Here is a 19,417-nt window from a genome sequence, read left to right as displayed (position 1 = left end):
TCCTGCGCACCGATTCTTTAACCCTCCATTCTTAATCAGCATCATCCTTCCAAACAGCATTACCCTCACTAATAACCTGATTATTCAGCATTATATTGCACATCACTTTGCTACTCTGGTGCTCTATCGAGCAAAACTCAGAGGACAGCGATGAAGATTTCCAGCTATGCCGCTCTGCAAGCGGGTGAGGCGTTAGTGCCATATGAATATGATGCCGGCCCGCTGGCAGCGGAAGACGTGCAGGTTGAAGTCGATTACTGCGGTGTGTGTCATTCCGATTTGTCGATGATCGATAACGAGTGGGGCGGTTCGCGCTACCCGTTGATTGCCGGGCATGAAGTGATTGGTCGCGTGGTGGCGTTGGGAGAGGCGGCCCACAATAAAGGGCTCAGCATCGGGCAACGCGTCGGTATCGGCTGGACGGCTAAAAGCTGCCATCACTGTGATGTCTGTATCGCAGGCGATCAGGTGAATTGCGAAAATGGCAAAGTCTCCACCATCAATAACCGCGGCGGTTTTGCCAGCCATCTGCGCGCCAACTGGCAATGGGTGATCCCGCTGCCCGAGACGCTGGATCTGGCCTCTGCGGGTCCGCTGCTGTGCGGTGGTATTACCGTCTTCAAACCGTTATTGATGCATAACATCAACGCCACCAGTCGCGTGGGCGTGATTGGTATCGGTGGATTAGGGCACATGGCGATTAAGTTGCTGCGTGCGATGGGTGCGGAAGTCACGGCATTTAGCTCCAATGCCAGCAAAACTGACTCCATTCTGGCGATGGGCGCCAATCGGGTGGTTAACAGTCGTGATGTGGATGCGCTGAATGCTTTGACAGGGCAGTTTGATTTGATCATCAGCACGGTAGCCGTGGATTTAGACTGGAAACCTTACTACCAGGCACTGGCGCGGCAAGGCAAGTTCCACACGGTGGGCGCGGTAATGAAGCCGTTTGAAGTGCCTGCGTTTAGTTTGATTGTCGGCGATCGTGCGCTAACGGGGTCTTCAACCGGGTCTCCCGCTCAGTTACGTACCTTGCTCAAGTTAGCCGCCCGCGTCGATATCGCTCCGCAGGTTGAGGAGTTTCCGATGTCGCAGGTGAATGCCGCGTTAGAACATGTGAGAGCGGGAAAAGCCCATTATCGCGTGGTGCTCAAAGCGGACTTTTAAGTCTTGCAGTCGAAATTAGGTGCGCATCCTTGCGCACCTTGCTTTATTTACCTTGTGGGTCGCTCTCGCCCAGGAAGAAATACCACAACGGAATCGACATCAGTGCGGTGAACACCGAGCTGTATAAGGCAATCATCAACCCTTGCGTGATGTACATCGTCAATGACCAGTGGCTAAAGGGAATGCCGTACTGATCGATCACGCCACCAATCATGGCATTGCTCATCACTGAGACGACAATCACCGCCAGAATGCACACGCCACGCAGGAAATAGCGCATCTCTTTACGCTTCACCGTAAAGCGTGCGCGAATAATGCCAAGCGGTGACTGCTGCGACGCCAGAATCTCCGCTTCGGTCATCGGAACACGTTGCTGTTTACGCCAGCGCAGAATGTCGATCAGCAGAAACGCCAGCAGGCTCACGCCCATCACCGGCAGCGCATAACCCAGCGCTAACGCCACCATCAGGCAGGTGCCTTTACTGTAGTGCGGTATGGCGAGCCAGGTTTCGGTTAAGGTTTTCGCCGGGCTGGCTTCCACCTGCTGTGGACGACGAGCCCACCACATGCGATAACCCAGCACAATCATGCTGCATAAACCGAGTCCAAAGAACGCCAGCAGCAGTTGGTTAGGCAAGCCAAACAGCACGCCCATATGCGCATCCACACCCCAGCGCGTCAGTTTTGCCACCAGTGGGAACTGGGCAAAATAGACGTGATCGACAACCGAGAAGTTTTGCGGATTCACGGAAACCGCATCGACGCGGGTCGGCCAGCTGCGATCGATTTCGGTCACTGCCCACGCTTTGTCAGCGCTTTTTGGCTGACGTAACTCCAGCTTACTGGCGCTCAGTCCATCCTGACGGGCGGCGTTGAGTACACGATCCCAGTCGCCGTCCGGCAGATTGTTGGGCATCTGTTTAACGGGCTGCGCAACCGGTTTTGCCATCGATGACATCGACATTTTAGACATGCCCATATCCGACATATCCATATCAGACATGCCCGGCATGCTGTGATGGTCAGCATGAGGATCGGCAGGTGCTGCCGATGCATCACCACTGAGTGAGGTGTTGACCTGCGGTGTCAGCCAGTTCAACTCTGTACGCCAGCGGTCAATATTATTACCTGCCCACTGCGACCAGGTTAAACCGGTGACCGAGAAGAACACCAATCCCAGCACCAAAGTCAGGCCCAGCGTGATATGCCAGTGGCGGCTAAAGGCGAACCCCGTTCGCGCGGCTTTCAACTTACGTTTCGGGCGCGTGCCCAGCCACAGCACCACGCCGCCCAAAGCGGCCACCCACAACCACGATGCCGCCAGCTCGCTGTAGTTGCGGCCGAAATCACCTAACAGCAGACTGCTATGGAGCAAATCGAGCGTGGTTCGCAACGGAAGTACGCCGCTGGTGCCGTACACCGTCATGTCGCCTTTCACTTTCAGGCTGTAAGGGTCAATAAACACCGCGCGAGACTGCGAAGCACCCAATGAGGCATCGCTGAATTGCACGCGAGTGGTATCCGTTGCGCCTGGCGCAGGTCGCACAGCGTAAATGTGCTGTTTCTCACCAGCGTAGGCACGTGCCGCGCTGATTTGCGCAGACAGCGGCTGGGCATGGCCGTTAGGTTGCACCGTTAACGCATCGGAGTAGATGACGTTTTCCAGTTGTGGCGTCAGCACATAGAGCGTGCCGCTGAGCGCTGCCACAAAGATAAAGGGCGCTACAAACAGACCAATATAGAAATGTAAGCGACGAAGTAGATTAAGCACCGCACCACGCGGTGCTGCAGAGTGAGCAGCAGACAAAGCCGTCTTCCTTCCGGTTAGAGAATGCCGTGACGCAATAAGGTGCGTCGTTCATGATGTTATCAGCAGGAAAGAACAGCAGGCGGCGCGCGCGGGCGGTTTGTCGGGCTGAATCGTCGGATCACCGGAGCCTGCAGACGCGGCAGCGGTGGGGCGCGAGAAATCACCATCATCAGCCAGATGAAGGGAACAAATACCCACATCATCAACGGCACGTGGACCAGCAGGTCACAGTAGCCGCAGGCGAATTCACCGTCCTCCATCATATGATGGTCCATGCCCGGCATCGCCATATCCATCATCATTTCGTGATGATGCATCGACATCTCAGATGTCATGCCTTGCGTGGGCATGTCCGTCATGCGGCTATGCCGTTCCATCAACGTCTTCGACACGATCGGCGCGACAAACAGCAACAGCACCGCCAGGATGGCGATACAGGCAGTCAGGCGTTGGCGAAGTTGATGTGAAAAGGTCATGGCGGCGACGAAATGATTCAACAAATGAGGCCGAAGTGTAACGCCATTGCCGCAGAAGGGTTACAGAAACTCAGGCTAATTAAGAAAAAATTCGCACCTTTTGAAAAAAGTCACTTTACGCGCTGCATTTGTTAACCTTAATGCAACCTGATGAGAACAGTACGGAAACATGTAAACGGAGATCTGATGAAAATTGTGATGCTGGATGGTGATACGCTGCCGCAACCGCCGATACGCCCGGAATGGTGCACGGTATGGGACTTTCGCGGAACAACTGCGCAGCACGAAATTGCCACCGCTTTGCGGGGTGCGCAGATTGCCATCACCAACAAGGTGCCGCTGCGTGCCGAAACACTGAAGCAGTTGCCAGATCTGCGCTACATCTGTGTTGCGGCAACGGGCTATGACTGTATCGATTTAGACGCTTGCCGTGAACGCGGCATCGTGGTCAGCAATGTGCCCGGCTACTCCACGCGCAGCGTCTCCGAAGGTGTGATTGCCGCATTATTCGCCCTGCGTCGCCATCTGGTGGATTACGCCAACAGCACGCGCGCGGCCTGGCCTGCATCGTCGCATTTCTGTGTGCATCGTCAGCCGATTCAGGACATTTTTGGTGCGACCTTAGGGATTGTCGGCAAAGGCGACATCGGCAGCGCGGTGGGGGCGATGGCAGAAGCGCTCGGTATGACAGTCCTGTACGCGGACCGCAAAGGTAGCGCCGCACCGCGCGCAGGTTATGTTCCGTTCGAAGAGGTGCTGGCACGCAGCGATGTGTTGACCTTACATTGTCCGTTAACACCGGAAACTCAGCAGCTGATCAATTTGCAGGCGCTGGCGCAGATGAAGCCGTCAGCCTGGCTGATCAACACTGCACGCGGAGGGTTGATCAATGAAACTGAACTGGCGCACGCGCTGCGGCAGGGAGTGATTGCCGGTGCGGCGCTGGATGTGCTCAGCAGTGAGCCACCGGCAGCCGATCACCCGCTGTTGCAAGCGGATGTCCCCAACCTGCTGCTGACCCCGCATATCGCCTGGGCCAGCCAGCAGGGAGTGACGAATCTGTTGCGCGGCATCGAAACCAATTTGAACGGATTTGCTCAGGGCAATCCATCGCATGTGGTGAGCTAAGCGTTTAAAAAATCGAGCGACCCAGTCGCTCGGTAAGTTTCTCCAGCAGCGCGGTGCCCGCCAGAGAGTTGCCGGAGTGATCCAATGCGGGCGACCACACCGCGATACACATCTCCCCCGGAATGACCGCGACAATGCCGCCGCCCACGCCCGACTTTGCGGGCATTCCCACACGCCAGGCGAACTCGCCAGCACCGTCATACATGCCGCTGGTCATCATTAACGCATTCACCTGACGCGCCTGACGCGGTGAAATCACGGCCCACTCATCGTGCTGGCTGCGGCCTTGATTGGCGAGATAGAGGAAGGTGCGCGCCAGCTCTTCACAACTCATCGAGAGTGAGCAGTAATGGAAATAGGTTTCCATCACTTTGCTGACATCATTGTTAAAATTGCCAAATGATTTCATCAGCCAGGCAATCGCGGCATTGCGGGCGGAATGCTCGTATTCAGAGCGCGCAACCACACGGTCATAGTGAATATCGTTTTGCTGTGCCAGACGACGTACAATCTCCAGCATGCGCTGACGTGGTGCGGTCAGGCGGCCTTCCAGCAAATCGCACATCACCAGCGCACCGGCGTTGATAAAGGGATTACGCGGCTTACCCTGTTCCAGCTCCAGCTGAACCAGCGAGTTAAACGCCTGTCCGGAAGGCTCTTTGCCCACGCGCTGCCAGATTTCAGCATCGTCATAGAGCGTCAGCGCGACAGTCAGCGACAATACTTTGGAGATCGACTGAATGGAAAAACGTGTGGAAGCATCACCGGCCTGGAAGTGCTGCCCATCCGGCGTGACAATCGCAATGCCGAGTTGATCGGCGTCGACACTGGCCAGCGCAGGAATGTAATCCGCCACTTTGCCCTGACGCGTTAACGGCCGAACTTCAGCGACAATTTCTTCCAGCAATCCATTTGTGAGTTCTGACACCAGATGGCTCCAATTTTCTTGTTATTCCGTTTCAAATACGTTTGCGGCGTGTTTCATAGCGCGCATCTGCAGTCATGAAGCCGCTATCAGCTGCGCAATAAAGAGTATGGCAATCGAATTGCGGTAGTAGAGACAGCATGATCTTTAAGGCCAGGATCATGGTGATTTGCCCTTAACTCGTCAACGGGCGACGTAAAATTCTGTGAGCCTTCCGGGTGGAGCCTGCGTTACAGTGCATAAATCCAGCAAAAACATCGGGCTTACATCATGTTCACCAATCTGTTGCGTGATTTTCCGTCAGCGGCGCAAACCGGCAGCGCCGAAACCTTCGAAGCACTGCTGTCACAACCCAATGTACTGATTGAACGTATTGTTTCAACCGGACAGGCCAGTCCGCCGGATTTCTGGTACTGCCAGACGCAAGGTGAATGGGTGATGATTTTACAGGGATCGGCCGGATTACAGTTGGAAGGTGAAAGCGAAGAGCGCACACTGTTACCCGGCGATTTTATGGATATTCCAGCGGGCTGCCGCCATCGCGTTAACTGGACCGACATCCAGGGCCCCACGGTATGGCTGGCGGTGCATTACGGTGAACTGCCCACCCAACCGTAAAATTCTGTTGCTAATGATTGCGTTACGCGATGGCCAGCTTTGGCTATGCTGACGGCTTTTCGTCGCGGGAAATGCGGCGCTGATGTAATTGAGGATCTGCATGTCTGTTTCGCAAAATGCCACTCAGCCTGAGAATGCGATGCGCGCCGGGCGCTTTATGCTGCTGCAAAAGCTGTTGCGTCGCGATAAAACCCCCGTGGCTTTATTGTTGCTCGCCGCACTGGTCGGTGTGCTCACCGGTTTGGTTGGTGTGGCTTTTGACCGCTCGGTCAATTTCATCCTGCATTTACGCCTCAACTGGCTGGAAAGCGCCGTCACGCACCCGATTTTAAAAGTCCTGTGTGCTTTTCTGGTCGCCGCCATTCTCGGCGCCGTGGGCTACTTTCTGGTGCGGCGATTCGCGCCGGAAGCGGGTGGTTCAGGTATACCCGAAATCGAAGGGGCACTGGAAGAGCTGCGTCCTGTGCGCTGGTGGCGCGTGCTGCCGGTGAAGTTTATCGGCGGTATGGGCGCGCTGGGCTCGGGCATGGTGTTAGGGCGTGAAGGGCCAACCGTGCAGATAGGTGGCAATATTGGCGGCATGTGTCTGGATCTATTTCGCGTCAAATCATCTGAATCCCGTCACACCTTAATCGCTACCGGGGCGGCGGCAGGATTGTCGGCGGCGTTCAATGCGCCGCTGGCCGGCATCCTGTTTATTATCGAAGAGATGCGTCCGCAGTTTCGCTATAGCCTGATTTCAATTAAAGCGGTGTTTGTCGGCGTGATTGTCTCCAGCATCGTATTTCGGTTGTGCAACGGTAATGAAGCCATCATCAACATCGGCCAGTTACGCGATGCGCCAACCAACACGCTTTGGCTCTATTTGCTGCTCGGCATCCTTTTTGGCGGCTGCGGCGTGGCATTTAACCGCCTTATTTTTCTCGCGCAGGATCATTTTCAACGTTTGCATCAAGGTCGCATCACCGCCTGGGTAATGTGGGGCAGTGTGCTGGCGGGATTGTGCGGTGTGCTCGGGTTATTTCTGCCGGCGGCGGTGAATGGAGGTATCACGCTGATTCCCGACTTCTCCGCGGGAAGTTACAGCGCTTTGGCGTTATTCGGTCTGTTCGCTCTGCGCACGCTGGTGACGATCTGCTGCTTCTCTTCAGGCGCGCCGGGTGGGATCTTTGCGCCGATGCTGACATTGGGCACGTTACTGGGCACCTGTTTTGGTCAGCTGTGCATTCACTGGTTCCCAGGCTACCAATTGGAAGCTGCGACCTTTGCCGTGGCTGGCATGGGCGCACTGTTTGCCGCTTCAGTGCGCGCGCCTTTAACCGGCATTGTGCTGGTGTTGGAAATGACCAACAACTATCAGCTGATTCTGCCGATGATCATCACCTGTTTAGGCGCAACGCTTGCCGCGCAATTCTTTGGCGGCAAGCCGCTGTACTCTTCAATTCTGGCGCGCACGTTGGCTAAGGCTCAGCTCAGCGGTCACGCCAGCGCAAAGACACACTAAGGACGTTTACCTACGCTGTGTGTCAGCGTGGTCCAGCGTCGCGCCTGTTCGCTGAGACTGAAGCCCAGGCCGTGGCGATCGGAGATCAGCATGCGGCCTTCGCGCAGTTCCAGTTGCTCATTGAACAGCGGGTTGAGCCACTCAAAATGCTCAAGCCAGGGTTCGATCGGATAGGCGGCGGCGAGATGAATGTGAATCTCCATCGCGAAGTGAGGAGCCAGTTTACGCCCATGACGTGCCGCCAGATCCATGATTTGCAGGAACGGCGTAATGCCGCCAACGCGCGGCGCATCCGGCTGCACAAAGTCGCTGGCATTACCCAAAATTAATTGCTCATGCTCGCGGAAACTGGTGAGCATCTCACCGGTGGCAATCGGTGTGTCCAGCGCGGCAGTCAGCGCAGCGTGGCCTTCCACGTCATAAGCATCCAGCGGTTCTTCAATCCACACCAGATTGAACTGTTCCATCTTACGGCCCATGCGAATCGCCGTTTCGCGGTCCCACTGCTGATTTGCATCCACCATCAGCGGGAAGTCATCACCCAGCGCCTGACGCACTGCCGTGAGGCGACGTAAGTCTTCTGCGGTGTTCGGTTGGCCGACTTTGAGTTTGATGCCGCCAATGCCATTTTCACGCGAAATCCCCACGTTCTTGATCACCTGGTCAAGCGGCGTATGCAGGAACCCGCCCGAGGTGTTGTAGCACTGCACGGAATCACGATGTGCGCCGAGCAGTTTCGCCAGCGGTAATCGGGCACGCCGCGCTTTCATATCCCACAGCGCAATATCAAAAGGTGAAATCGCCTGCACCGCCATGCCGCTGCGGCCCACCGACGCGCCTGCCCACAGCAGTTTGGTGTAAATCTTGTCGATGTCATTTGGGTCTTCACCGATCAGCGCATCGGCAATTTCACAGGCATGGGCGTAAATGCCCTGGCCGCCAGCGCGTTTGGAGTAGCTAAAGCCGATACCCTGAAAGCCGTCACGCGTTTCGATCTCTGCCACGATGATCGCCACTTCGGTCAGCGGTTTCTGGCGTCCGGTCAGCACTTTGGCATCGCTAACCGGCGTGGCCAGCGGCAAAAATGCCAATGACAGATTGACCCAAACGATACGGTCACCGCTCTCAGTAGCGTTACCGGCTCCCGCTGTTTTGGCATAGCTTACGGCACTGGAATTCACACTCGACATGATGTTCTCCTGTAAATGATTGCGCTAACATTTTTGGTTCGAAGCAGACTATGCGCCAATAACAGAGCTCAATAATGCATTCACGATCACAAATTGGACAATCAGTGAACTTAAATGATAGCCCTAACATTTATGACGTTTTGCGCTGGATTTGAGGTTACGGCCTGCTATGCTAGCGCTATCTGCTTCTATCCTGAGCCGCCATGAAACAACGCAATCCCGAGCGCAACGCTGCTCCCACGCTGGAAGATGTCGCCCGCGTCGCGGGAATCTCGCCGATGACGGTGAGTCGTGCGCTCAATTCCCCGCATCAGGTGCGACCAGCGACCGTCGCCAAAGTGAAGGCGGCTATCAGCGCCACAGGTTACATTCCAAACGCGCAGGCGGGCAGCCTGGCGAGCAATCGCAGTCGGCTGATTGCCATAGTGGTGCCGCAAATCAACAACAATATGTTCGTGGACACCATTCAAAGCCTGAACGACAGCCTGAGTGCGCGGGGCTATCACATGCTGTTGTGTGTCACCGGTTACGAGGCAGAAACAGAAGCCGAAACCGTCTCCACGCTGCTATCCCGCCGACCTGATGGCATTGTACTCACCGGTATTCATCACAGCGCGCAGCTGAAAAAAGTGTTGTTACAGGCCAACGTCCCGGTGGTTGAAATCTGGGATATGACGCCCACACCCATCGATATGCTGGTGGGTTTTTCCCATGAAAAGATCGGCGCCCGCGTTGCCGCTTACCTTGCCGAGCGCGGTTATCAAAAGCCGGGTCTGATATGGACGGATGACCGCCGCGCACTGCAACGTAAACAAGGCTTACTGGATGCGCTAACGGGATTGGACATTAACCCGCTGGTCGACATGCCCGTACAACTTCCGGCGCTGATGGCTCGTGGCCGTGAAGCCTGCTCGCAACTGCTTGATCAGCATCCAGAGGTCGACGTGCTGGTATGCAGTTCAGACACGCTGGCGCAGGGCGCGTTAATGGCGGCGCAGGCGCGTGGTTTAAACATTCCACAACAGGTGGCGGTGATCGGTTTCGGCGATCTGGATTTTGCCGCGGCAAATTATCCGGCGATTACAACAGTGCGTATCGATCGGCAGCGTATGGGCGAGCTTGCTGCAGAGCAATTGCTAAAGCGCCTGCAAAATCAAAGGGTAGAAAATCTGATTATTGATATGGGATTCACCATGGTGCCGCGCGATTCTGGTTAACCCACGTTGAACTGCGATCTTCATCACATGCGAAAAATATGTTCCATGTTATAAAAAGTGGAAAATAAATTTCATATTGAGAGGATCCTATCAATGTCTTCACTGCCTTCATTAGAAACTCTGCTACAACAAGAGGCTGAGCATCGTCTGCCACAGTTTGATTTCGATCTGGCCTGGCAAATTGGTCAGGGCATTCAACAGCGTGGCCGCGAAATAAATGCACCCATTGCTATCGAAGTCTATGCATTCGGGCAGGTGCTGTTTCTGGCCGCATTACCCGGTTCTGCCCCCGAAAACCTTGAGTGGATGCGCCGTAAACGCAACACGGTGCTGTTGACCGGCCACTCTTCGATGTACGTGGGGTTTGCTAATGAGCAGAAGGGCGAACGTATGGCGCAGCAGCGCAACATTCGCCAGGAAGATTACACTGACCACGGTGGCTCTTTCCCACTGCTCAGCCCGCAGGGCGCGATCATCGGTGCCGTCACTATCAGCGGGTTACCCTCCGAAGACGATCACGCATTAGCGCTGTGGGGAATTACCCAACTGCTGCGCTAATCCCGCCCCTATGAGTGACGTCAGCGTGCACAAAACTGGGAAGCCGGTTTATCGAAATTGCCTTCAGGTTTAATGACTGTTGGATGAGGGGAGTGATACAGAAAGCCTGCTGTAAGTGAACACCTGAGCGGCGCAAAAGTTGAAGTGAACCCCAAAATTTTGCGCCGCTATTCATCGCACAGATAGGAATAGCGGCGCATTTATCACCTACAAGAAGCCGTTACTTCATTGCCGGCACTTTAAGCTTGTCCCCCGCATCCGTGGCTTTGCGCAGCACGGCCACATCGCTGGCTTTTACCTCGGCTGCTTCGTTACCCCACGAATTACGCACATAGTTGAGTACATCGGCCATCTCTTGATCGTCCAACTTCCACGAGAAGGCGGGCATGCCAGCAGACGTGGGTCGTCCTTCCGTGTGCGGCGCGCGTGCGCCATCCAGCAGTGCGTGAATCATGTTGGTCGGATCGTTCTGCATCGCGTTATTACCGGCAAAGGCCGGCACCATTCCGGTGATCCCTTCGCCCGACAATCCATGACAGGCTGAGCAATCCACCTCATAGCGAAGCTCGGCCCGATCGTGTTTCGCCTTATCCATCACGAACGCAGTCGGTCTGACTGTGGATGAGGCCGGCAGGCTGCGCAAATAGGTGGCAATGGCTTTGAGATCCGGCTCGCTGAAATACTGCGTGGAATGTTCGACCGCTTCGGCCATCGGACCGGCAGCCACACTTTCACCGTTGGAGCCGGTTTTCAGGTAATCCGCGATCTGTTCATCACTCCACTTGCCGATGCCTGCATGAGGATTGGGGGAGATGTCGGGTGCATACCAGGTGCCCAGGTTGCCGCCTTGCAGATACTGGCTGCTGATCTCTCCTCCCAACGCATTACGCGCGGTGTGGCAAACGCTACAGTGCGCGGGACCGTCCACAATGTATTTTCCTCGATTCCAGGCATCGTTCTGGGCGGTCTGGGGATTAAAGGCACTGTTATCAAAGAACAACAGGTTCCAGCCTGCCATTGCCAGACGAATGTTATACGGGAAATTCATGCCGGCATTTTCGTCGATGGCATTTTTAACGGGTTGTTGCGCGGAGAAGTAGGCCCAGAGATCGTGCATGTCTTCATCGCTCATCTGCGTATACGCGGTGTAAGGCATCGCTGGATAAAGGAAGCCGTGTTCGCCGCGCCCCTGGCGTACTGCATTAAAGAAATCGCGCTCCGTCATGTTACCGATGCCGGTTTCACGATCGGGAGAAATGTTGGAGGTTTGCAGTGCACCAAACGGCGTGTCGATCTTGTAGCCGCCTGAGAAATCCGCATTGTGGCACGCCGCGCAGTCGGCGAGGCGCATCACATATTCGCCTCGCTTGACGGCATCCGCATCACTGCTGTGAAAATCGGCCAGTTTGACCTTATCATCCGCCACATTGGAACGTGAGCTGTCCATCACCACCCACATTCTGCCGGTCACGCCAATCGCTGCAATCACGGCTAATGCGGCGAGGGTATAGGTGATTTTCTTTGCCTTCGCCATGATTATGCTCCCACCAGCGGTGCCGGATTATTGATGTACTTCTGGTGGATGGCTTGCGCCGCGCGCACCGCCAGCGCCCCCACAGTCACCGTGGGGTTGTAACCGCCGTTATTGGGGAAGGCTGACGCACCGACCACAAACAGGTTGTGCGCATCCCAGCTTTGCAAATACGGGTTGAGTGCTGAGGTTCTGGGATCGGCACCCATCACCGCGCCGCCAATGGTGTGCGAACTGTGCTGCATATAGGGGTTCCAGCTTTTTTCGGCCTGGTTGTCGACCACGATGTGCTGGCCACCCACTTCTTTCATGATGTTGATCGCGCGGTCGGTCACGTACTTCGCCATGCGCTGGTCATTCTGGTTCCAGTCGAACGTCAGACGGAGGAGGGGTTGGCCGTGGCGATCTTTGTAGTTGGGATCGAGGTCGAGATAGGCTTCGCGCATTGGCATTGACGTGCCCTGGCAGAAGATGGTGCCCGCCGTTTGATAATCACGCGCATAACCGGCTTTCCATTCGCTGCCCCAGCGTTTTGTACCGGGACGCAAACCGTTCATATTCTGAATCGGGCGGCCATTGGTGGAGAAGCCCATGATGCCTGCGCCACCAATGAAATCGAGGTCGCTGTGATCGAAATTGTCGCCGTTAAAATCATCAATCTGCACCGCTAACGCGCCGCCACCGATAAACGGGTTCATGTATTCGTTATCGAAGAAGCCGGTAACGCTTGAACACGTCTGATAGTTGTAGTTTCGGCCAATGGTGCCGCGTCCGGTCAGCGGATCGTATTTCTCACCGACACCGGATAGCAGCATCAGGCGCACGTTGTCCATCTGGTAAGCGGTGAAGCAGACGACATCAGCAAGCTGGAAACCTTCTACGCCATCCTGAGTAATGAACTTCACGCCTTTCACCGTTTTGCCATCCTCATGCTTCACTGCATGCAGCACTTCGGTTTCGGTGAGCAGTGTGAAGTTAGGGCGGCGCATCAGTACCGGTAAAATGCAGGCCTGAGGTGACGATTTGGAGAAGTTGCCGCAGCCATGAAAATCGCAGAAACCGCAATAGGTACAGGGTCCCATGCTGACGCCGAGCGGATTGACATAAGCCTGAGACAAGTTACCAGCGGGCACGGTAAAAGGGTGATAGCCCATGCTCTCGGTGGTTTTACGGTATTTGCTCATCCAGTGCGTGTCTTTAAGCGGCGGCGTCGGATAATCCCGTTTGCGTGCGCCCTCAAAAACGTTGCCGCCCGGGCGTTTGTCACCGTTCAGATTTCCAGCGTAACCTGAGGTGCCAGCGATGCGCTCGAAGCGATCGTAAAACGGTTCCATCTCGTCGTAGGTTACGCCCCAGTCTTGCAGCTGCAAGCCGGCCATCTTTTTCGCGCCGTAACGTTCACGGGTCTGCGTTGCTACTTCAAAATCCCACGGGGTGAAACGCCACGACATCCCCGCCCAGTGGGTGCCTGCGCCCCCGACGTTCCAGCCAAATTGATACGCCGACCAGTTACGCACCGGCGCAGCAAGCTGGTCGCTGCGATTGCGGAAGGTGGTGGTTTCCACGCTCATCGGCTGCAAAATTTTACGTCGCGTATGGAAACGCAGTTCATCGGCATCAATGGCCACCGGGAAATCGGTGGAGGTGTCACGCCATGCACCACGCTCAATGCCCACGACATTTAATCCGGCGCGGGTTAACTCTTCGGCCATCACCGAACCGGCCCAACCCATACCAACGATCACCACGTCAGCCTTGTTTCTTTCTAAAGTCATTGAATCAGCTCCGGCTCGTTAATCGTTGGGGATCAGACTGACAGGAATAAGTGCCAGGTTTTCATTGCGACGTTCGATATAAGGACGATAATCATAGCGAGCGCCCGGGAAACCAATCATCTTCCAGCCCGCCATATTTTTATTGCCGCCGTAAATCGGATCCGCTAAATACCCTTCGCGAGCGTTTTGCAGCATTAATTCAAAAAAAGCCTGGCTGTTCACGTCTGTGCCTAAATCGATTTTTCCGTCTTCCATTTTCATGAGGAAATCATCAGCCTGCTCTGCATTTAATGCATGAAAGGAAGATTGATGATTTTTTTGTGCCCAGATTTCCAGTGCTTTCAGGCCGGTTAAATAACGTTCTTTTGGCGCAGAGAGGAACTGGGGGCTGCCCATCATTGCCTCTTCGTTTTCCGGATGTAGCGGTGCCTGCAAATAGAGCGCAGCACCTGAGCCATAATCCCCCGCTAATTGGTTATCGAGGAACTCAATACAGCCTGCTTCACTGGCTGAGGGACCCAGTTTATCGGCAGGGATTAGACGATCAAAAATGGCTTGCAGATTCTGGCGATCCAGCGGGTTGGTGAGCACCTGGTAACCGTTTTGCCATGCGGGTTGTGGCAGATGGTCGGCACTGAGTCGGGTTTCCAGCGGCACATTGTGCAGCTCTTTGGCACGCAGTTGTGGTGCCACGGCAAGTGAGGCGACAATACCACTCAGCGAAAAGAGCGCTTCTCTTCGGTTCATACTTCTTTCCCTTAATCATTCCATCTGTTGATGGACACGGCAGATTAATATTTACAGAGCACGACGTTCCGGACATTCAGACATAGGCCAACCACGCACCAAATAGCGCGCAGGCGTCCACGACGAATCCGCGTTCGTTATTATTGGTTCTCAGAAGGTATTCAAAGACGGTGCGCGCCTATTGTTTATCAATATGCGTGCACCCAGGCTGGAGTTTTCCCGCCATTGCCAAATGTCTTCACGGATAACCCGTTATTCAGGTTTCCTTTATTATTTAATTAATATATTTATTCATATCATTGATACTGTGGCGTGCAATATCCCAGAGGTCATCTTCCCAGTTTTTGGGGCTGAGTAATTCCGGTGACCAGACGCCGTTATATCCTGTGGCTTTCACCGCGGCAACCCAGGCCGGAATATCGACATCGCCTTCACCTGGCGCGTAATTACGCTGCACCCATTCGTCCCAGGCTTCTCCCGGATGTGCCGCACGACCGTCACAGAAATGTACGCCGTAAATCAGATCTTTATCCATACGCGAGACCTCTTCTGGCGTGGTGCCGCCGCCAGCATGCAGATGCCAGAAGTCGACCACAACACCGAGATTGTCTTTGCCGCTTTGTTTGATCAGATCCAACGCGTGTTGCAGGGAATTGAAAGCGGTGAAAGCCACCACTTCGATCTGAAATTTGATGCCGTGTGGCTTGCCGATATCGGCGATAGCAGAGAGGTTCTCCAGCAGGATGGCATCGCGTGCGGCGTCTGGCAGATGATCTAATTCGGTCAGCGCCATAATTTGCACCACCGGACAGCGCAGTTCCACCGCCGATTGCACCACCTTTTCGGCTTCACGCAGCAGGGCGGCACGTTCTTCAGGCTGGAAGCGACCAATACGTTTCAGGGCATTGATGCAGGTGATCTCAATATCATACTTCGCCAGCAGCTCGCGGTATTTCGCGTAACTGCCGCCGTTGTCCAGATAGCGGTTCAAATGTTCAGGCAGAATCTCCAGTCCGCTGTAGCCTGTCTCATGGGCGATGCGCAACTGAGTAACGGCATTGCTGTACCAGACAGAAACACCATGCAATGACAACTTCATCTCTCCTCCTAGTTACCTCAGGGTTTCAGGTGAGAGCGTCGTATCCGCAATTCTCCCTGAGACCAAACACCACCTGGAGTGGCCTTGCCGTCAATCAGCCGGTTAAGGGCTTCAGTGACAATTAAATCCACGCGCTGACTGAATGTTGTCAGCTGCCAACTCGGTAAGCTGGCTTCGTCAATATCATCAAAGCCCACCACAGCCATAAAACGGTTACCCGCGTGCTCACGTAGCGCAGTCAATGCGCCGAGGGCGAGGATATCGTTCTCGCAAAACAGGGCATTGATCCGCTGCTGTGGCGCGTGTGAGTTGAGATAATCACTCAGCACCTCATAACTGCGCTCACGCGAATACACGCCCGTGGTGAGTAACAATTCCAGCGTCAATCCGGCCTGCTGGAGTGCCAGTTGCAGGCCATCCAGACGCTGAGTGTGATGGCTGCTGGTTTCCGGGCCCATCATATAGCCGATACGGGTGTAACCCTGTGCCAGCAGCAACTCGCCGAGCTGTTTACCTGCGCGCAAGCCGTCAACGTTCACCACATCAATATCAGGCTCATCATTGTTTCGGCACACCTGCACCAGCGGAATTTGATGCATCTCTCGCGCCACGCCGATCAGTTCGTCCGTTAACACCGTGCCGAGAAACAGCAGGCCATCCACTTGTAGCTGATCGGCAAGTGTCAGCACGGCGCTGTAATTTTTTCCGCTACCAATATTCAGCAACAACGCCATATAGCCACGTTGCTGCAACTGCCGGGTTACCGTGTCAAGCATCAGCATGGAGTGAGGATTCTTCATCTCATCGATCACCACACCGATAATGTGCGTTTTCTTCTGCGACAGGCTGCGCGCCAACAGGTTGGGGCGATAGCCCAATTCTGCCGCAATCTTCACTATCTGCTCGCGCGCTTTATCAGAGATGGAGGCGCCCGGCGTGAAAGCGCGTGACACGGTCCATTTTGAGACGCCTGCAAGACGCGCGACATCACTCGCTGTGGCTTTGTGGGGCTTAATTGTTGGTTTACTCATAGCACCTGCGTAGGGATAAAAAGGCGGAGACCCTAGCATTGAACGTTAAAGCCAACTGAAAATAAACACCTAAGCGCAGAGATGTGATGCAAATGCCGTCAAATAACCCTGTTTTTATGATGTTACGATTATGTTTGATCTTTGCACCCGATTGCAATGAGTTTTGCAATCGGGTGCAAATTTAAGTGTATTTGTGATCTTTCTCGCTGAATTGCATTTTGCCACATTGACTAAAATGTCGGCATAGCTGACATTTTGCGCTATATAGCGCAAGAATCATCCTTGAATGGCTGGCTTCTTTAACTATTTGCACTCGGTTGCATCGTATCTGCCAGGGCTTTGCTGGCACAGCGATCCACCCTGGTGACCGGCAAAATAACAAGAATCAACAGTGACGGATCAGAACATCAACCCTCAACTCATTTTGCACCCGGGTGCAAAATTACAGGAATCTCTATGCTGAATGGTGAGAAAAGTATTCCGCGCCCACTTCGCTGGGCAATGATAGGCGGAGGTCGCCTGAGCCAGGTGGGTTATAAACACCGCTCCGGTGCCTTGCGAGATAATACGGCCTATCAGATGGTGGCTAGCGCATTTGATATTGATAGCGAGCGCGGGCGTGAATTTGGCGTCAATCTTGGCCTGGCACCCGAGCGCTGTTATGACAACTACCAGCAGCTGCTTAAGGAAGAGGCAAAGCGTGACGATGGGGTGGAAGTCGTCTCAATCGCTACCCCTAACGGCACTCATTTTGAGATCACTAAAGCGGCACTCAATGCCGGCATTCATGTGATTTGTGAAAAGCCGCTGTTCTTCACCAGCGCGGAGGCACAGGAGATTAAAGCGCTGGCAGAAGCGAAAAAGCTGATTGTCGGCGTGACATACGGCTTCTCCGGGCATCCTTTGCTGATGCAGATGCGAGCGATGATTGCCAACGGTGACATCGGTGAAGTCCGTATGGTGGAGTTGCAATACACCCACGGCTTCAGCGCCAATGACAGCGCCGATAAGTTTAGCGAAGCGCAGAAATGGCGTGTCGATCCGAAAATTGCCGGTCCCTCGTTTGTGCTGGGCGATATTTCGACTCACACCTTCTACATCTCGCAGCTGGTGCTGCCGCAGCTGAAAGTCAAATCGCTGCTGTGCGATCGCCAGAGCTTTATCCCCTCACGCGCGCCACTGGAAGACAACGCCATGGTGTTGATGCATTACGACAACGGCGCAGTAGGGCGCATGTGGGCGTCATCGATCAATGCCGGTTCAATGGACAGCCAGAGCATTCGCATTATTGGTTCACACGCCAGTCTGGAGTGGAGTGATTACAACCCCGGCGAGCTGAAATACCAGGTACAAGGTCAGCCAAATCAAGTCATGCATCATGGTATGCCGTATCTACATGAAAGTGCACTGGCGGATGAGCGCCTGGGCGCACTGCACACCGAAGGTCTGGCTGAGTCATGGGCCAACATCTACCTGAAGTTTGCCATCGCCATTAGCGCGACGCAGCGTGGTGACCAGCACACGCTTGATAACCTGATCTATCCCGACATCAATGCCGGACTGGAAGGCGTGCGCTGGATCGAGAACTGCGTTCGTTCCGCCGACAACGGCGCGACCTGGGTCAACTACCAATAAGGATTGCCATGAAACTCTCTTTTTGTACCGATAGCCTGGGGCATCTGCCGTTTGAACAAATGCTGGATAAGCTGCTGGAATTGGGCGTATACGGCGTTGAGATGACGACGGGCGGTTGGTCTTCTGCGCCGCATTTACCGACAGAAGCGTTACTGGCCAGCGCCACGCAGCGTCAGAACCTGCTGAAAGCACTGGAAAGTCGCGGGATGTCGATTGCCGCCCTGAATGTATCGGGCAACCCGCTGGATCCCGGTGAACTTGGTCAAAAGCATAAACGCGATACTGAAAATGCCCTGGCGTTGGCGGGTGAGTTGGGGGTGAAGAAAATTGTCATGATGAGTGGGTTACCGCCTGCCAGCCCGCATGACACCATTCCTAACTGGATCACCTATACCGTGAGCTGGCCGCCGACACTGAAAAACTGCCAGGACTATCAATGGAATGAAGTGGCTATTCCTTACTGGCAAGGGCTGGTGGCGCGCGCGAAGCAGAGTGGGGTTGAGAAGTTTGCGCTGGAGAACTTCAGTTCCATGCTGGTGTGGAACCCGGAAACACTGTTCCGTCTGCGTAATGCGGTGGGAGACATGGTGGGACTGAACCTCGATCCTAGCCATTTATTGTGGATGGGTGCCGATCCGATCGCTGCAGCCCGGGCACTGGGCCCGGCGATTCATCACTGCCACGGCAAAGATGTACGAATGGAACGGGGTCTGGTCAATATCAACGGCCTGCTGGAGACCAAGCCGGTTGAAGATGTGGCAAACCGTGCCTGGAACTACGTGGCTGTAGGCTGCGGTCAGGATCTGCAGTGGTGGAAAGAGTTCTTCTCGGTGGTCCGTATGATGGGCTACAACGATTGGGTTTCACTGGAGATGGAAGATCTCACCATGTCGGTGGAAGCGGGCGTCACCTCATCAATTGCCGCGTTGAAACAGACCATCAGTCAGTAGGCGTTCAGCGCGGTGTGCCGCCGCGCTGTACATCCCGCATAAGCTGCCCGATACTT

General features: G+C 54.7%; 17 protein-coding genes. 8 read left to right on the top strand and 9 right to left on the bottom strand.

The window, feature by feature from the left end; translation table 11 throughout:
- Positions 1-150 precede the first annotated feature (150 nt).
- Positions 151-1,167 (top strand): NADPH-dependent aldehyde reductase Ahr, encoded by a 1,017-nt coding sequence (gene ahr / locus LBW88_RS13360; RefSeq protein WP_224932762.1) that lies wholly within the window; start codon positions 151-153, stop codon positions 1,165-1,167.
- A gap of 43 nt (positions 1,168-1,210) precedes the next feature.
- Here the strand turns inward: ahr and LBW88_RS13355 are convergent, their stop codons facing one another.
- The gene (locus LBW88_RS13355) at positions 1,211-2,974 is read right to left on the bottom strand and encodes a DUF2534 family protein (RefSeq protein WP_224932761.1); all 1,764 of its coding nucleotides are present in this window, start codon (positions 2,972-2,974) and stop codon (positions 1,211-1,213) included.
- A gap of 62 nt (positions 2,975-3,036) precedes the next feature.
- Positions 3,037-3,453: a DUF2946 domain-containing protein gene (locus LBW88_RS13350; protein ID WP_224933009.1), complete on the bottom strand. Its 417-nt coding sequence runs from the start codon at positions 3,451-3,453 to the stop codon at positions 3,037-3,039.
- A 186-nt stretch (positions 3,454-3,639) separates the two neighbouring features.
- On the opposite strand from LBW88_RS13350, the gene LBW88_RS13345 reads away from it, so the two are divergent.
- Positions 3,640-4,581 carry a D-2-hydroxyacid dehydrogenase gene (locus LBW88_RS13345; protein WP_224932760.1) on the top strand — a complete coding sequence of 314 codons (942 nt, stop codon included), beginning with the start codon at positions 3,640-3,642 and terminating at the stop codon, positions 4,579-4,581.
- 4 nt (positions 4,582-4,585) lie between these two features.
- On the opposite strand, the gene glsB is transcribed toward LBW88_RS13345, so the two are convergent.
- On the bottom strand, positions 4,586-5,512 hold the full coding sequence (gene glsB, locus LBW88_RS13340; protein WP_265112608.1) for a glutaminase B: 927 nt from the start codon (positions 5,510-5,512) through the stop codon (positions 4,586-4,588).
- 264 nt (positions 5,513-5,776) lie between these two features.
- Between glsB and LBW88_RS13335 the strand changes: the two genes are divergently transcribed.
- Together LBW88_RS13335 and clcA are read left to right on the top strand one after the other, a co-directional pair.
- Positions 5,777-6,124, top strand: a complete 348-nt coding sequence (locus LBW88_RS13335; protein ID WP_224932758.1) for a cupin domain-containing protein — start codon at positions 5,777-5,779, stop codon at positions 6,122-6,124.
- Positions 6,125-6,224: 100 nt separating this feature from the next.
- Entirely contained in the window at positions 6,225-7,628 is a 1,404-nt protein-coding gene (clcA, locus tag LBW88_RS13330; protein ID WP_224932757.1) for a H(+)/Cl(-) exchange transporter ClcA, read from the top strand.
- Here clcA and LBW88_RS13325 read toward each other — a convergent pair.
- Positions 7,625-8,821 (bottom strand): L-talarate/galactarate dehydratase, encoded by a 1,197-nt coding sequence (locus LBW88_RS13325; protein ID WP_224933008.1) that lies wholly within the window; start codon positions 8,819-8,821, stop codon positions 7,625-7,627. The two genes, clcA and LBW88_RS13325, sit on opposite strands and share 4 nt — an antisense overlap.
- 200 nt (positions 8,822-9,021) lie before the next feature.
- Here LBW88_RS13325 and LBW88_RS13320 point away from each other — a divergent pair, with 200 nt between their 5' ends.
- Both LBW88_RS13320 and LBW88_RS13315 read left to right on the top strand, forming a co-directional pair.
- Positions 9,022-10,035 (top strand): LacI family DNA-binding transcriptional regulator, encoded by a 1,014-nt coding sequence (locus tag LBW88_RS13320; protein ID WP_224932756.1) that lies wholly within the window; start codon positions 9,022-9,024, stop codon positions 10,033-10,035.
- A gap of 93 nt (positions 10,036-10,128) precedes the next feature.
- Positions 10,129-10,593 (top strand): heme-degrading domain-containing protein, encoded by a 465-nt coding sequence (locus tag LBW88_RS13315; protein WP_224932755.1) that lies wholly within the window; start codon positions 10,129-10,131, stop codon positions 10,591-10,593.
- Positions 10,594-10,813: 220 nt separating this feature from the next.
- Here the strand turns inward: LBW88_RS13315 and LBW88_RS13310 are convergent, their stop codons facing one another.
- The 5 genes from LBW88_RS13310 to LBW88_RS13290 form a co-directional block, all read right to left on the bottom strand.
- Positions 10,814-12,127 carry a cytochrome c gene (locus tag LBW88_RS13310; RefSeq protein ID WP_224932754.1) on the bottom strand — a complete coding sequence of 438 codons (1,314 nt, stop codon included), beginning with the start codon at positions 12,125-12,127 and terminating at the stop codon, positions 10,814-10,816.
- A 2-nt stretch (positions 12,128-12,129) separates the two neighbouring features.
- Positions 12,130-13,899: a GMC family oxidoreductase gene (locus LBW88_RS13305; RefSeq protein ID WP_224932753.1), complete on the bottom strand. Its 1,770-nt coding sequence runs from the start codon at positions 13,897-13,899 to the stop codon at positions 12,130-12,132.
- Between the two features lie 18 nt (positions 13,900-13,917).
- Positions 13,918-14,646: a gluconate 2-dehydrogenase subunit 3 family protein gene (locus LBW88_RS13300; protein WP_224932752.1), complete on the bottom strand. Its 729-nt coding sequence runs from the start codon at positions 14,644-14,646 to the stop codon at positions 13,918-13,920.
- Between the two features lie 274 nt (positions 14,647-14,920).
- Positions 14,921-15,745 carry a sugar phosphate isomerase/epimerase family protein gene (locus LBW88_RS13295; protein ID WP_224932751.1) on the bottom strand — a complete coding sequence of 275 codons (825 nt, stop codon included), beginning with the start codon at positions 15,743-15,745 and terminating at the stop codon, positions 14,921-14,923.
- Positions 15,746-15,762: 17 nt separating this feature from the next.
- A complete protein-coding gene (locus LBW88_RS13290; RefSeq protein ID WP_224932750.1) occupies positions 15,763-16,776 on the bottom strand; it encodes a LacI family DNA-binding transcriptional regulator in 1,014 nt (337 codons plus the stop codon).
- Between the two features lie 456 nt (positions 16,777-17,232).
- Between LBW88_RS13290 and LBW88_RS13285 the strand changes: the two genes are divergently transcribed.
- Positions 17,233-18,411 (top strand): Gfo/Idh/MocA family protein, encoded by a 1,179-nt coding sequence (locus tag LBW88_RS13285; protein WP_224932749.1) that lies wholly within the window; start codon positions 17,233-17,235, stop codon positions 18,409-18,411.
- Between the two features lie 8 nt (positions 18,412-18,419).
- The gene (locus tag LBW88_RS13280; RefSeq protein ID WP_224932748.1) at positions 18,420-19,361 is read left to right on the top strand and encodes a sugar phosphate isomerase/epimerase family protein; all 942 of its coding nucleotides are present in this window, start codon (positions 18,420-18,422) and stop codon (positions 19,359-19,361) included.
- The last annotated feature ends 56 nt before the right edge of the window (positions 19,362-19,417 follow it).

The organism is Pantoea sp. alder81 (genome assembly GCF_020179835.1).
Lineage (GTDB): Bacteria > Pseudomonadota > Gammaproteobacteria > Enterobacterales > Enterobacteriaceae > Pantoea.
Note: the sequence above shows the minus strand (reverse complement) of the source record. Positions and strands in the feature narration are given on the sequence as shown.